Below are 13,393 nucleotides of genomic sequence, written 5' to 3' on the forward strand. Positions count from 1 at the left end.
TCCCCTCACTCACTTTCCCCTCGCTCACTTTTTCCCCTCGCTCACTTTCCCCTCACTCACTTTTTCCCCTCGCTCACATCGTATAATATGACGGGCGCTCCTTTCTGCTCAACCTCTTCTTCTAATTGCCGTATCATTTTGTTCAACTGACGGGTCACGATAAAACGCATAATAAAAACAATCGGTAAGAATAAAAAAGTACAGGCAAGCATCCATGCCAGTGGCTCGAATACGACAAGAGAAACAAAGTCCTGCCCTCTCCATATCTTAACGACAACAGTTATAACTATTGGAGCAGTCGCCATGACCGTAGAAAGATAGAATATTTTTTTATAGTCTTGCCAAACAAGAGAAAGCTGCTTTTTATCAAACATTCTGCTGCTTTTTATTTTGGGGAGATCTGTTTTAAGGCAATATCGCGTTCATTCAGCACGCATTTCAGTTCCTTTTTCACGCGACAATAAAGCCGCGCACGCTTGATAAACAGGTAATAAATGACAACGATTGGCGCCCACATTAAAACACTTAAGAGCGTAAAGAACAGGAAAGAAATGGCTATTAATGTTATAAAACTACTCGTCATTTTGCCCCCCTTCCACGTTCTGCATACGAATTGCCTGATCGCGTTGTTGTATTGCTTCTTTCAATTGTTGAAGCATTTTGTTCAATTTTCTCGTTAACTTTATGCACATGATTCCAATGATCGGAAAAAAGAGAAGAAGCCCAAACCATAGAAGGCTCAACAGCTGCATGATAAAGGCAACACTATCATTCTTCCACCATACAAAATTTGCGATAGAGAAAGAAGATTGCAAAACAGAAAAGAGAATAAGGATAAAAAGAATTATTTTACATTCTTTTGAATAAAGAGGCAGAGATTCTTTGAAGTTAAGAAAGCGCATTGTCGCATCAAGGGTCTTATGGGCGAGATTGTGTCTTTTCATTTCTCCCAGATCATTACGCAATTGTTGTATGGCTTGCTTTTTTTGCGTTGTACTCTTTTTCAAGTCTTGAGCGAGTTTAAAAGATAACCTGATATGTTTGATCAACCGGTAAGGAAGCCGGATCATAACCATAAACATTACAATGGCAATGATGGTGACCCCTAAAAAAGCCAAAAATTTTATAACAATAGTCACTTGTTTCCCCTATCGCATTGATGTGAAATCATCATTTTTATTCTCTTCTCAAACAAACATTTCTAATTCCTTCACTGTTTTTTTCACGCCATAATGAAGGAGATTATGGAAGATTAAAATGACAGGTAAAGAAACAACAATACACGCACAAAACCAAAACAGCAGCTGCATGCCAAAAACGCCAACCTTAAACAATAGAGGCATATAATTGTGTAAAAAAATCGCAGATTTTGGAAAAAAAGCAAAAAAAGCGAGCAAAACTGCGAAAACCACAATCACAATGCAGGCTATCGAAACGATGATAAAATAATCTTTTCTTGAAAGTTCCAAAGATTCTTTAAAAGAAAGGGAGCTGAGCTCTGTTGCAAAAACTGTATTTTGTCCTATGCTGACTTTCTGATTATACCCCAAATTCTGCAATGCACCCTTTTTTAATTTCCGCCGCATCCCACACAACAATATTGTCCGTTTTATCAAAGAATAATAAAGTACCAAGATTGTCATCAGAGTAGAAAAAAGTATCATGATCTCCCCGAAAAACATGACAGTACTCCACCATACTGTGGTAAAAATTACAAAAGTACTTATAAAAGAAGCAGCCACTTGTTTCCCTATTGTGTTCTGTTGAGAAATTGGTTGTCTAGTTGTTGCTGCTCTGGCAATGTATCCCACAGATTCATCATTTCCTTCACCTCCCGTTTAGAGATAGCGTTAAAGACAAAAAAGAGTGGAAAGAACACCACAAGAACACCAAAAATCATTTGCGGCAAAAGACATAAAAAAGCCCAAACACTATTCCATCCCGCATCACGCAAAAACACGATTGCAGGATTATTTTCAAAAGGCTGTTTCAAGATCTCTTTAATCATTTTTCGAAGATCTCCTTGTTCCATTTGTCCCAGTGCTTGAAACTGTTCTTTGGATATAACGTGAAAAAACTCCAAAGGATTCATATAGACAGTCGCGGCAAAAAGCACCAACAAGAGGATAGCCAAACACAAAATGATGATATAATCGCCTGTTGAGAGAGCCGTCCATTTTTTGAAAACCGCACACTGATTCAACACGGGCTGTGACGCAAAAGCCGTATTTCCCTTATGGGCAAATTGGTGTTGTGATTTATCTTCGATCATACGGATATTTTCTCACTTCTAACATGCCCACTCACTCTTTGAAAACATGCAACCAGCAAAACCGGTTTATCTAGCACTCTTCTCACCATGAAACACGCGCTATAAGACCCTTTAAGTCTATTTTTAAAATTTCTCATACGTGACAACATACAATCCCTAAGCCTCACAAGCACAAATGCCATTGTATCCTCTTATCTATTACCCACACTTCAAAAGACAATGTTTCACAAAACTCAACAAGCAAAAATATTCAATCTAAGAAATATCTGATGTGTAAAGTTTACAAACAATACACTGATTTATAACAATTTATTGTTTTTCATATTAAATGAGAACCCTAAATACCGTAGGATTGTCTTATTCCAAGCCTATTCCATATTAAATCGATCCAAACCATGTCTCTTGCGCGTTACAAGCAGAAAGAGCCGTATAGAGTAAAACATTAAGAAAGGATGATAAATGCCTCTAAGGAAGCGTCTCAAATGCCAAGAGCTGTCCGCAACAATGAGAGCTGGCAAAATGTGTGATGCTATAGACTTTCTTCTTTACAAGTGTAAAAACGGAAGTGTTCAATAGATTTTATATTATTCAAACTTTATATGGATTTCATTGGGAACTTTATCGTTGTACCCTTCATGAGCACCCTTGCGAAATGGGCAAAAGAGAGCCCTAAGACATACCTCTTTAAAAAGCAACATAAAAACAAAGTCAAACACGCAACCGATTATCCAGTATGAAAAGCGTGCAACAAACAACCTTAATCCTCATTTGAAAGCTTCTTAATCAAAAAGGCTTCATTTTAAAAATCCTTCATTAAAGATGAAACATTTCACAGCCCCCACATTGATACAGCCCCTACATTCATCAAGGCATCTCCTATAAAAGCATCTTTTTATAAAGGCACTTTCTTCTTATAAAAACAGCTTCTTTCGATAATGCATTCCGTCCTTTAAACGACATCCCCTCGTCTTATGATGAGATCCATTAAAACGGAAAATTTATACTCTATAAAGGATACTTACAAAGGAAATACTAAACCAAATAGCGGGATCATTCACAGTTTATTTTAAGCCAATAAATGATATTTTATTTGAAAACATAGGGCATCTTATGCTATTATAATAGAATGTGGAGGTTTGCTTTTTGCCGCTCTCTGCCACTCAACAGAAGACAATATATCTCTTATAAAGGATAAAAGTATGCTTAACAGCGTGATGTATATCAAATATCTTGGGAAAGCGCCCAACAACAAAAAATAAGAGAACCCAAATAACAAGCTCCCAACTTAAGAAAACAATGACCTTTCAAAAGTGGAATTGAAAAATTTCCACAAAGCGCTCGTGAAAAAAGAGACAAATAATCCCATTAGAAAAAACTTCCTATTAGAAAGACGATGACATGCCCTTGAAATCCATTCTTATTTTTTCATTCACATTTGACAAAAATTTTCCTTCAATTTCTCAAGAGAATTCAATTTCTCAAGAACAGTTAAGAAATATTTAGAAAGCAAATAATCCGCTAGCAATAAAAAAATAAGCATAATAGGGGCGGAAAATAAGACTGATAGGGATAAGATAAAAATAGTAAGAAACACCTTAAAGATGATTTTTTCGCCCCACACCGTTGCTTTTCTTTGCATTAAAACGCCTTTAGTATCGTTTGTTTTTTGATCTGCAACGGCTGATATTTCCCACAGTATTTGCTCCCTCCCCCTTAAGTATTTGCTCCCCCAATATTTGCGCCAAGTGCTTTTTACATCACTGTCCCCCATCAACAGACAGTTTCTTTTTCATTCAAATGGTTAAGTTCATGAAAATACGTAAAAAACGCGGTAGATCAAAAGTAACAGGAAAGCGAGAGCCCAAAGGCCGTATTTCACGTGCCCAAAGCTCCAGCGAATCTGGGCTTCAATCTGCGATTGAAATGCGTGCCAAACACTTTGGTTTAAGCCTCGAAGAAGCGAAAAATCCGCTTGTCGGAACCTATATTGGGCGTCTTTGTTTGCTTGGCTATAAAGAGGCTTCATCAGGCATCAGTAAAGAGCAATATGACACGGCGCAACAATACTTGCAAATTAGAAACGACTATTTATGTGCAAAAGGTTTACCAAACGGTTATTATGATGGTTTTACGCACAGCGCATCAGATGAGAAAGCAAAAAAGCAATGGATCCAAAGAGCAACGGAACACTATGAAGCTATGCAAGAAGCGATTAAAGAAGCACAATATCTACATCGTCAACACAACTTTCATGCGGCATTACACTATCTTGTTATAGAAGATCAACCGCTGCCTAATCTTGTTGGCTCGTTGCGTATTATTCTTGATGCCCTTTATAAACATTTTGACAGTTCTACCCAAAAGAGCCTTGGCTAAAACACCCATCATTTCCTCCCCCTCACAGGATAAAGATTCTCCCCCTCCTTTTATAACATGCCTCTTTATAACCAGCGCCTTTATAAAGCCCCCCTTTGGCAGGGTGCTCTTGAGAACCTCTGAGCTTGCCCTTTCATAGAATTTCATGAGATTGACAAGCTTAAAGCGCACAACAAACAAGCTTAAAAATATCCACCACGTTCTTTAAAAAATACTTCAACTGTCAAAGAGACTTAACCTTATACCTACCAGTGCCTCACTTAATCCATGCCTCAAAGGACAATATTTCACGGCATATTCACGGCATGGACAAGATAAATATTGCCCCCTCTTTAAAAAACAGCAACATTCTTCCCTCTACCCCCATTGTAACAAACCACCCTCATCATACACTTCACCCAATATCGCGACATCCTTAGCTCTTCAGACAATTCATTATCGTCATTTTACGTCTTTTCTTGTACAATTCTATATGGCTCTTCTGATCTTATGACGGACAAGAGCTATGGCTTTTATTTCAGCATAATCTGGATTTCTCATTCAAGATAAATAATGATAAAATATTCACTATAAATCAATAACTTATCATTAAAATAACCCGTTATTTTTTGACACAATTAAAAGCATCATCCCTTAAACGAAAGAAAAAGCCCCTACCAACAATCTCCTCCCTCATCAACAACTGCACCGATAACCCTCCCATCACACCACCACTAATACGACAGCCTGCACAGCCCTAATTACCCCCACAAATCGCCAACACCTAAAGCTTTGCCCCCGCAACACCTTCCAACCACCGCCTTCCCAATTTCATCAATAAAATACCACGGATTTCAAAACCACAATTCTCCCTTCACCTTTCCCCTCCTTTCTCAAAGGAGAAAATGTTTTTTGCCACATCAAAAACTTTTCCATTAAAACAAGATATTTTGCTGCATAGCTAATGAATGAGATTTTTTCTGTAGATTTTTTCCCGCGATAAAAAAGGAAAAATAATCGTTTTGCGGTTGACAGAATATGAAAAATCGTATTTAATGGTAGATGCGGTAAGGGGTTTTCTGCGTCCAGATTTCATCATAAAATTTTCGCATTATCATAGACTGTTATAAAACAGTGTGTTTCGCGGCAATGTTTAAAACTTTACGGTTTGAAGGTATCTTTCGTCCTTTTCTGACTGTTTTCTTTTGCATTACACAATTTGCATCACCAACAGCCCCATAATTTTGAGATTTTCAAAACAAGTGGTATTCAATAAGGGCTCCCAATAGAACGCCCTAATAATCCCCTTATAAAATACCAATATAATACATCACAGCAATGATGAGCACTACACGCATAAAAATATGAAAACGGCATTATTATGCTCTCATCGCCTCACCTTTCAAGATGCAAAGGCTTGTTTTTCAAAACATTGTTTAGCCAGAATTGAAGAAGATAATATTACCTATCGATCATCAATATGGAGGCTAATAGTATGAAGCCACAAGATTCCCCCCCACCTCATTCCTCACAAACCCCAGAAGGTGCAAGTGCACCTGAAGAGGCGCGTGCAAATGCATCATTAGACACTCTTACTGCACATTTAGAACGGCTTAACATTGAAAAAATAAAAAACACCCCTTTTAATCGTGCGGAATTAAAAGATATTATTGCCGGTTTAGAAAAGCATAATGCCGATGGCAGTTGGATCAAAAATTATTATGATATTCTAGATCTGTACATGATGCCAGCCTTGGTCGATCAAGCAAATCGTAAATATCCAGAGATGAATCTCAAACTTACAAGCCCCCCAGACGGCTTTGCCCTTGCACTCAAAGAAACGCTCGAAAAGGGCATAAAATCTTCTAGGCTGATCGTTAACGCACAAGATAGGGGAATTCATTTTGCGGTTGTCGATCATCAAACCATTGATAATAAAACATCTTTGATCTTTTTTGAACCGACCTTACTGCGTGACACGCTTCCCGCATTACTGGCATTAAGGACGCGACAATCCATTGAACATCACCAATTTCCGAATATTCATTTTGCCATGGTAGAAATGGATATTCAACGAAGCTCCTCTGAATGTGGGATGTTCAGCTTAAGCCTTGCCAAAAAGCTTTATCTCGAAGCTCAAAAATTAGAAAGACTACACAAAGATAATATTAAGGGTGTGTTATGTGAACCAGACACGCCTTTACCTGCTGAAAAATTAGATCCATATCTTCCAGCTCGTTTATACAAACACGTGCAAGGCAGAAGACGTCTTGGGGAATATCTAAAAGCCAACCCAGAAGCAGCACAGGAGAAAGTAAACAAAAAAGGCGAAACCCTAACCGAAAGGTTTGAGAGAAGCTTGGTAGCAACAGAGACAAAAACTGTTTCTGTTTCACAACACAGAAAAAGAGCTACAGAATACAAATCTCTAATGATGTAATAAGCGTTTTGGCCATAGCCATATTCCACATCCACAAAGAATGGGGCTTTGCGTCTTTACGGTAAGGTATAAATTGTTGTTAGCAAATCTTCTTTTCCCTTTGAAGGAGGTAAAGATGCAAACAATAAGCAACGTGACCTCTTAAAAGATACCTTACCTTTGACTCTGAAAAGCGGGGGATTTTGTCTTTGGTAACAAAATTTTTTAAAATAAAGATGATTTCATCTCTTTGTTTTTTTTAGATAAAAATCTTTCCTGCAAAACATTGTTTAGCCAGAATTGAAGAAGATAATATCACCTATCGATTATCAATATGGAGGCTAATAGCATGAAGCCACAAGATTCTTCCCTCCCTCATTCCTCACAAACACCAGAAGGAGCAAGTGCAAATGCATCGTTAGACACTCTTGCTGCACATTTAGAACAACCCAGTAGCGAAAAAGGCAAAGATATCCCATTCAATCGTGAGGAATTAAAAGATATTGTTGCCCGTTTAGAGGATGATATCTCAACGGGTCGTTGGTTCACAGCTGATTATGCAAGTACAGACCTTAAACTAATGCCAGCCTTGATAGATCAGGCAAATCGTAAATATCCCGACATGCGTCTTCAATTGGCAGCGTCATCTCACGACTTTGCCCTTGCACTCAAAGAAGCCATCGAAAACGGCGTTCAATCTTCTAGATTTATTATTCACACAAAGGACAGGGGAATCCATTTTTCAGTGATTGATCATCAAACCATCGATGACAAAACCTCCGTGATATTTTTTGAACCTACAACACTCAACAATATGAAACCAGCAGTGCTGGCATTAAGAACACAATTGGCTCTTAAAGCGCATGAGTTGCCCAATTGTTCTTTTGCCATGGTAGAAATGGATATTCAGCGAAGCTCTTCTGAATGTGGAATGTTCAGCTTAGCCCTTGCTAAAAAGCTTCATACCGAATCTCAAAAATTAGAAAGACTGCATAAGGATAATGTTAAGGGTGTATTATGTGAACCAGATACACCTCTATCTCCTGAAAAGTTAGATACATATCTTCCAACCTCTTTTTACAAACACGTGCAAGGAAGAAGACGTCTTGGGGAATATCTAAAAGCCAATCCAGAAGCAGCACAGGAGAAAGTAAACAAAAAAGGCGAAACCCTAACCGAAAGATTTGAGAGAAGCTTAGTGGAAACAGAGACAAAAACTGTTTCTGTTTCACAACACAGAAAAAGAGCTACAGAATACAAATCTCTAATGATGTAATAAGCGTTTTGGCCATAGCCATATTCCACATCCACAAAGAATGGGGCTTTGCGTCTTTACGGTAAGGTATAAATTGTTGTTAGCAAATCTTCTTTTCCCTTTGAAGGAGGTAAAGATGCAAACAATAAGCAACGTGACCTCTTAAAAGATACCTTACCTTTGACTCTGAAAAGCGGGGGATTTTGTCTTTGGTAACAAAATTTTTTAAAATAAAGATGATTTCATCTCTTTGTTTTTTTTAGATAAAAATCTTTCCTGCAAACATTGTTTAGCCAAAATTGAAGAAATAATACCATTTATCGATCATCAATATAGAGGCTAAGATTATGAAGCCACAAGATTCTTCCCTCCCTCATTCCTCACAAACACCAGAAGGAGCAAGTGCAAATGAATCTTTAGAAGACCTTATTGCACGTTTAATGCAAAGTTCCATCCAAAAAGAAGAAGAACATACTGCACCGAATTCTGACGAATTAAAAGATATTATTACAGGCTTAGAGAGAGATCTTGTAACCGGCCGTTGGATTAACTCTTATTATGAAAACACAGATATTAGATTGATGCCAGCTCTCGTAGAAAAAGCAAACAGCAAATATCCAGACATGAATCTCAAATTGGCTCTTACAGCAGAAGAGTTTTCGCACGCCCTAAAAGAAGTCGTTGAAAGCGACGCAAAATCTGCGCGATTTATAGTCAATTCGGGAAGCAAAATCCACTTTGCCGTCCTTGATTATCAAAAAGTTGATGAGAAAATCTCTTTGATTATGCTTGAACCTACAACATTTCAGAATATCGCGGCTTGCAAACTAGGGATAAAAATAAATCAAACCCTTCAACGTCTTCAACTGCCTCCTTATTCTTTTACCACAGCAGAAATGGATATTCAGCGAAGCTCTTCTGAATGTGGAATGTTCAGCTTAAGCCTTGCCAAAAAGCTTCATCTTGAATCTGATAAATTAGCAAAATTGCACAAAGATAATGTTAAGGGTGTATTATGTGAACCCAATTCATCTGTATCTGCTGAAAAGTTAGATTCCTATCTTCCAACCACTTTTTATAAACATGCGCAAGGAAAAAGACGTCTAGAACACTATTTAAAAGTCCATCCGGAAGCTGAACATGAAACAGTCAACAAAAAAGGGGAAACTCTGAGAGAGAGGTTTGAAAAAAACTTAAGAACAACAGAAGGAAAAACTGTTTCTGTTTCCTCCCACCAAAAAAGGATTACTGAATACAAATCTTTAACGATGTAATTAAGGCTTTTTCCATATTCCTATTCATCAAAGAACGAAGAGAGGCTGCTTTACGGTTAAGATTTCTCTAAGCAAACCAGCTTTTGCTCTCTTAAAACAAAAATAGCCAACAACTTTCCTCTTAAAGAAAAACACCATTGTCCTATAAAACCAGCCCCTCTTAAAATTGTATCAAAATTCCACAGCTCTTGTTAGCCCAAAGCTCTGTGTAACAATGAGGCTCTTTGGATAAGCAAAACGCTTGATACATAAAATATTTAATGCTTTCGTCTTCAGTAAAAGCATATGTCTTGTTTTTCTGAGAGTATCCACTTCGTATCTCAAACACCCCCACATCAATGCCATGCTCTCAAACCACCACGAACAGCCGCTCTCTGTCCCCACAATCACACACCATCCGTTCTCTCCATCTCTCACTCCTCACAACCACTGCCAACACAAATAATTGTACACCTCTCCCAATCCCTGCCGCGCCAACAGTGCCCTTCTAAGAGTTCCACTCACCATACCATACATGTCACCCCTCCAACCTCACCCGTATCATGCCACCACTAACACAATCGCCAACAAAACCGCCAGCGCAATGGCAATGACCCGTGTGCACCACATCAACACCGCCCGCGCCAATAAGACGCGATCAACAAACCACACCTCATGGGAACGGATCTCAAAACCAACAACAACGCTCTCCATCCCCACAAACAAACCCTTTCCCCTTGCAAAAACTCTTTCTCACAAGAGAAAAAGAATTTATGTGACCAGAATGCACCTCTATACGGAATTTTTTATAGAACCCTCTCCCCCTCACAACCAGCTTAACCGGGGGGAGCCCATCGTCCTTTCCCCACCATGCTACCCCCGCGCCAACAAAACCGCCAGCACAATGGCAATGACCCCGTGTGCACCACATCAACACCGCCCGCACCAATAAGACGCGATCAACAAACCACCCCATGGGAACGGGTCTCAAAACCAACAACAACACTCTCCCAACGGAAAATATGACCACATCCAACCATGCCCCCTAGAATTACACAGGTAACATTTTGATTTAATTAATTTTTTCTTCTTTTCTGTTTTTGAAGCGTGAAAAAATTCATTTTTAATCTGTCAACCAGCCTCACGTTAACGTGAGGCTTTATTTTATGGAGAAGTAAATGAGAAAAATATCATCAGCAGGGCTTGCACTCATTAAACAATGGGAAGGATTGCGTTTACAAGCCTATAAAGATTCCATCGGGGTGTGGACAATCGGCTATGGCCATACCACCACGGCTGGCCAACCGTTCGTTCACAAGGGCATGATCATTACTGAAAAACAAGCAGAAGAAATTCTTTCTCAAGATTTAAGACAATTTGAAAATACCGTTGAAAAACATGTGACAGTTTCTTTAACGGATGAACAATTCGCCGCGCTCGTATCGTTTTGCTATAATATAGGAACATCGGCTTTTTGTAATTCGACCCTTCTAAAAAAGCTCAATAATGGCGAATATGAGGCTGTCCCTGCTGAGTTACAAAAGTGGACTAAAGCAGGAGGAAAACGTCTTCACGGTTTAGTGCACCGTCGTGCAGCAGAATCGGGATTATGGGCAAAAGGGGCTTATGTTTCTTCCAACTATCAAACTGTAGAAACGCAAGCACCAACAGGATTTTTCAAAGCAGAAGCGCTTACACCGATTATTGGTTCTTTTTCTGGACTTGGAGGCTTATTGGCAGGCAATGGTCCCATCCAATGGGCATTAGCAACCATTATGGTTTTAGCCGCCTGCGTTGGCATTTTCTTTGTGGCAAAACGGTTTCGGGAGCAGCGCTTATGATGTGGTGGTTGAAAAAAAATCTAATGATAACAGGAGCGGCTCTGACCGCTTTTTTTATCGCTTTAGCAAAAGCTTTCACTCTTGGAAAGAAGGTTGAACAACAAAAGCAAATAGAAAAAACGCTAAAGTCATCAACAACACGGCTAGAGGTGGAAAATGAAATTAATCAAAAAAGTGATGCTGATGTACGCGCTTCTCTTACTCACTGGTTGCGCGATAAAAACAATCAATGAGCATTTTTCTTGCGTTGGTTGGATGCCCATTTATTTAGACAACAAAGATCTCAATATCATCAGTTCAAATCTCGCAAGAGATATTTTAAAGCATAACAAACAAGGGGAACACATGTGTGGGTGGAAACATGGCTAGAAAAAAAACGGAAAAACAAACAGAGCTTACAGAAAAGGAAAAAGAAGTCCTACAAGAAATCATCACAACGTATAAAAGTGTAAAAATGATGTCACGCTATACGAAGTGGATTATCTTCATCATTTTCTTATTAGCGCTTGATTTTTCACGAATCATAGATGTGCTGGGAAGTATTTTTACACAAAAATCGAATATTCAGCTCTAAAATAAATAAAAAACGTGAGACGTTTTAAATCTTTTAAATATAAAAAGCCATTCGTTATTTTTTGAACACATGGAGTTTTATTGATGATTTTTCACGTCTCACGAGAAATTTTTATACACTCTTCACAAACACTTTCATGAAATGAATTTAGGAGCATGAAGAGAGATTTTTAACCAACGCGTAAGTCAATAACTTTGGTAACATAAGAAAAGGATCATACCAACGTACATTTTTTAAATAATCTATTGATATCCAAATGATTTTATACTCTTCATAAATAGCATAGCCAAGAATTTTGTATTACAAAATATTTCTTTTAAAGAAGCGCATAAACAAGCAATGTAATGGGAGCCTTACATAAAACCTCTTATCTTTACGTTTAATAAAAAAGCAAGCTGGCTCCTCCCTGCCTCTCAATGCCCCCCAATTCCCTGCCCCCCAATTCCCTGCCCCCCAATTCCCTGCCTCTCAATTCCCACCCTCTCAATGCCCTTATGTCCTATGCATAAAGGTCAAGTTGAAGAGAATATATGGAAAATCCTTGGCTCGAAAATATGAAAAGAAAGCATGAAGCTACAACAGAATTTCGCGTGCCTTTATCATCAGAAGCATTAAAAATTCTAACACAAGCACGCCTATTGTCTCGTCATGATTTTTTTGGCTACCTGTCATGGTCCCCTTAGCTCAAAAATTGCTCCCTACTCAAGAATTTTCTGTCACAATATAGGCAACAAACAGAACTTGAGTATAACAACATGGGTTTGGCTCCAGTTTAGGTGATGAGCTTACCGAAAAAAAGATGAGAGCAAGGCGAAAAATTAGCTTTTATCTTTAAGCTTCTCAAATGGAGCAGTCTCCCCATTTCAGAGATCAACTAAACAGAGAGATGCTTATTCCTCTATGCAAAAGCTTGAAATACCAGCATCTTATTCATAAAAAACAAACCAGCCCCATCATGCTCTTTTCAATTCTGTCTTTCCAACGCTCAATAGGTACTAACTCTTAACTACTGACTTTTAATGATTGCGTTGGTTCATAAAAACCGTAGTGACCTCTCACCTTATGAAGCACAAACCCAGGATTTTTTAACGGTGCAGGCATAAATCTGAAATGAAAAAACAGAACTGTATTAGGAATAACTGACTATAAATCAAAGAATTGTATTTTTATTAGCAAAATATTTTCAAAGGAAACCACGATCCCCGCACAATAGAAGCATTTCATAAAAACAAGAGAAAAAGCTATGGATTAAGAGTGAGATTCATTCACAATGACGGTAGATAAACCAGTGGAGAATAGAACAATCCTATAAGATAAAGGAACTGTCATAAAAGGAAAAACTGTATGAAACGTGAAAAAGCATAAAAAAAAACGGGCCCAGAAGACCCGTTTCTTTATTATTTCTATGGAAAAAAGCTTAGAAA

Annotated in this window: 15 protein-coding genes; 9 read left to right on the forward strand and 6 right to left on the reverse strand. The window is 38.3% G+C overall.

Features of this window, described 5'->3' with window-relative positions; all coding sequences use genetic code 11:
* Positions 1 to 56 precede the first annotated feature (56 nt).
* From ACFIML_RS06000 to ACFIML_RS06020, 5 genes are all read right to left on the reverse strand, one after another.
* Positions 57 to 374 carry a hypothetical protein gene (locus tag ACFIML_RS06000; RefSeq protein ID WP_375687626.1) on the reverse strand — a complete coding sequence of 106 codons (318 nt, stop codon included), beginning with the start codon at positions 372 to 374 and terminating at the stop codon, positions 57 to 59.
* An 11-nt stretch (positions 375 to 385) separates the two neighbouring features.
* Entirely contained in the window at positions 386 to 583 is a 198-nt protein-coding gene (locus ACFIML_RS06005; RefSeq protein ID WP_375687628.1) for a hypothetical protein, read from the reverse strand.
* Complete coding sequence (locus ACFIML_RS06010; protein WP_375687630.1) at positions 573 to 1,139, reverse strand: hypothetical protein; 567 nt, start codon at positions 1,137 to 1,139, stop codon at positions 573 to 575. The genes ACFIML_RS06005 and ACFIML_RS06010 overlap by 11 nt, the downstream gene beginning before the upstream one ends.
* Positions 1,140 to 1,187: 48 nt before the next feature.
* A complete protein-coding gene (locus ACFIML_RS06015) occupies positions 1,188 to 1,664 on the reverse strand; it encodes a hypothetical protein (RefSeq protein WP_375614473.1) in 477 nt (158 codons plus the stop codon).
* Positions 1,665 to 1,750: 86 nt separating this feature from the next.
* Positions 1,751 to 2,272, reverse strand: a complete 522-nt coding sequence (locus ACFIML_RS06020; protein ID WP_375687632.1) for a hypothetical protein — start codon at positions 2,270 to 2,272, stop codon at positions 1,751 to 1,753.
* A 1,809-nt stretch (positions 2,273 to 4,081) separates the two neighbouring features.
* Between ACFIML_RS06020 and ACFIML_RS06025 the strand changes: the two genes are divergently transcribed.
* The 4 genes from ACFIML_RS06025 (at position 4,082) to ACFIML_RS06040 (ending at position 9,575) form a co-directional block, all read left to right on the forward strand.
* Positions 4,082 to 4,648 (forward strand): hypothetical protein, encoded by a 567-nt coding sequence (locus ACFIML_RS06025; RefSeq protein ID WP_375687634.1) that lies wholly within the window; start codon positions 4,082 to 4,084, stop codon positions 4,646 to 4,648.
* Positions 4,649 to 6,122: 1,474 nt separating this feature from the next.
* Positions 6,123 to 7,067 (forward strand): YopJ/AvrA family T3SS effector serine/threonine acetyltransferase, encoded by a 945-nt coding sequence (locus ACFIML_RS06030; RefSeq protein WP_375606484.1) that lies wholly within the window; start codon positions 6,123 to 6,125, stop codon positions 7,065 to 7,067.
* A gap of 328 nt (positions 7,068 to 7,395) precedes the next feature.
* Positions 7,396 to 8,322 carry a YopJ/AvrA family T3SS effector serine/threonine acetyltransferase gene (locus ACFIML_RS06035; protein ID WP_375606485.1) on the forward strand — a complete coding sequence of 309 codons (927 nt, stop codon included), beginning with the start codon at positions 7,396 to 7,398 and terminating at the stop codon, positions 8,320 to 8,322.
* 326 nt (positions 8,323 to 8,648) lie between these two features.
* A complete protein-coding gene (locus ACFIML_RS06040; protein WP_375687636.1) occupies positions 8,649 to 9,575 on the forward strand; it encodes a YopJ/AvrA family T3SS effector serine/threonine acetyltransferase in 927 nt (308 codons plus the stop codon).
* Positions 9,576 to 10,242: 667 nt separating this feature from the next.
* Here the strand turns inward: ACFIML_RS06040 and ACFIML_RS06045 are convergent.
* Positions 10,243 to 10,551 carry a hypothetical protein gene (locus ACFIML_RS06045; protein WP_375687638.1) on the reverse strand — a complete coding sequence of 103 codons (309 nt, stop codon included), beginning with the start codon at positions 10,549 to 10,551 and terminating at the stop codon, positions 10,243 to 10,245.
* 181 nt (positions 10,552 to 10,732) lie between these two features.
* On the opposite strand from ACFIML_RS06045, the gene ACFIML_RS06050 reads away from it, so the two are divergent.
* The 5 genes from ACFIML_RS06050 (at position 10,733) to ACFIML_RS06070 (ending at position 12,652) form a co-directional block, all read left to right on the forward strand.
* Complete coding sequence (locus tag ACFIML_RS06050) at positions 10,733 to 11,395, forward strand: lysozyme (protein WP_375606488.1); 663 nt, start codon at positions 10,733 to 10,735, stop codon at positions 11,393 to 11,395.
* Entirely contained in the window at positions 11,392 to 11,628 is a 237-nt protein-coding gene (locus tag ACFIML_RS06055) for a hypothetical protein (protein ID WP_375606489.1), read from the forward strand. Before ACFIML_RS06050 ends, ACFIML_RS06055 begins: the two co-directional genes overlap by 4 nt.
* Positions 11,552 to 11,764, forward strand: coding sequence for a hypothetical protein (locus ACFIML_RS06060; RefSeq protein ID WP_375606490.1), 213 nt, complete (start codon positions 11,552 to 11,554; stop codon positions 11,762 to 11,764). The genes ACFIML_RS06055 and ACFIML_RS06060 overlap by 77 nt, the downstream gene beginning before the upstream one ends.
* Positions 11,757 to 11,969 carry a hypothetical protein gene (locus tag ACFIML_RS06065; protein WP_375606491.1) on the forward strand — a complete coding sequence of 71 codons (213 nt, stop codon included), beginning with the start codon at positions 11,757 to 11,759 and terminating at the stop codon, positions 11,967 to 11,969. The genes ACFIML_RS06060 and ACFIML_RS06065 overlap by 8 nt, the downstream gene beginning before the upstream one ends.
* 530 nt (positions 11,970 to 12,499) lie before the next feature.
* On the forward strand, positions 12,500 to 12,652 hold the full coding sequence (locus ACFIML_RS06070) for a hypothetical protein (RefSeq protein ID WP_375606492.1): 153 nt from the start codon (positions 12,500 to 12,502) through the stop codon (positions 12,650 to 12,652).
* The last annotated feature ends 741 nt before the right edge of the window (positions 12,653 to 13,393 follow it).

Source organism: Bartonella sp. AC62GZZY (genome assembly GCF_042196525.1).
In the GTDB taxonomy this organism is placed as follows: Bacteria; Pseudomonadota; Alphaproteobacteria; order Rhizobiales; family Rhizobiaceae; genus Bartonella.

Excerpts from the sequence above, each read along its gene's own strand:
- ACFIML_RS06035 (WP_375606485.1), top strand. The coding sequence starts at position 7,396 with ATGAAGCCACAAGATTCTTCCCTCCCTCATTCCTCACAAACACCAGAA.
- ACFIML_RS06000 (WP_375687626.1), bottom strand. The coding sequence starts at position 374 with ATGTTTGATAAAAAGCAGCTTTCTCTTGTTTGGCAAGACTATAAAAAA.
- ACFIML_RS06070 (WP_375606492.1), top strand. The coding sequence starts at position 12,500 with ATGGAAAATCCTTGGCTCGAAAATATGAAAAGAAAGCATGAAGCTACA.
- ACFIML_RS06020 (WP_375687632.1), bottom strand. The coding sequence starts at position 2,272 with ATGATCGAAGATAAATCACAACACCAATTTGCCCATAAGGGAAATACG.
- ACFIML_RS06025 (WP_375687634.1), top strand. The coding sequence starts at position 4,082 with ATGAAAATACGTAAAAAACGCGGTAGATCAAAAGTAACAGGAAAGCGA.
- ACFIML_RS06005 (WP_375687628.1), bottom strand. The coding sequence starts at position 583 with ATGACGAGTAGTTTTATAACATTAATAGCCATTTCTTTCCTGTTCTTT.
- ACFIML_RS06040 (WP_375687636.1), top strand. The coding sequence starts at position 8,649 with ATGAAGCCACAAGATTCTTCCCTCCCTCATTCCTCACAAACACCAGAA.
- ACFIML_RS06015 (WP_375614473.1), bottom strand. The coding sequence starts at position 1,664 with ATGATACTTTTTTCTACTCTGATGACAATCTTGGTACTTTATTATTCT.
- ACFIML_RS06065 (WP_375606491.1), top strand. The coding sequence starts at position 11,757 with ATGGCTAGAAAAAAAACGGAAAAACAAACAGAGCTTACAGAAAAGGAA.
- ACFIML_RS06030 (WP_375606484.1), top strand. The coding sequence starts at position 6,123 with ATGAAGCCACAAGATTCCCCCCCACCTCATTCCTCACAAACCCCAGAA.
- ACFIML_RS06055 (WP_375606489.1), top strand. The coding sequence starts at position 11,392 with ATGATGTGGTGGTTGAAAAAAAATCTAATGATAACAGGAGCGGCTCTG.
- ACFIML_RS06050 (WP_375606488.1), top strand. The coding sequence starts at position 10,733 with ATGAGAAAAATATCATCAGCAGGGCTTGCACTCATTAAACAATGGGAA.
- ACFIML_RS06060 (WP_375606490.1), top strand. The coding sequence starts at position 11,552 with ATGAAATTAATCAAAAAAGTGATGCTGATGTACGCGCTTCTCTTACTC.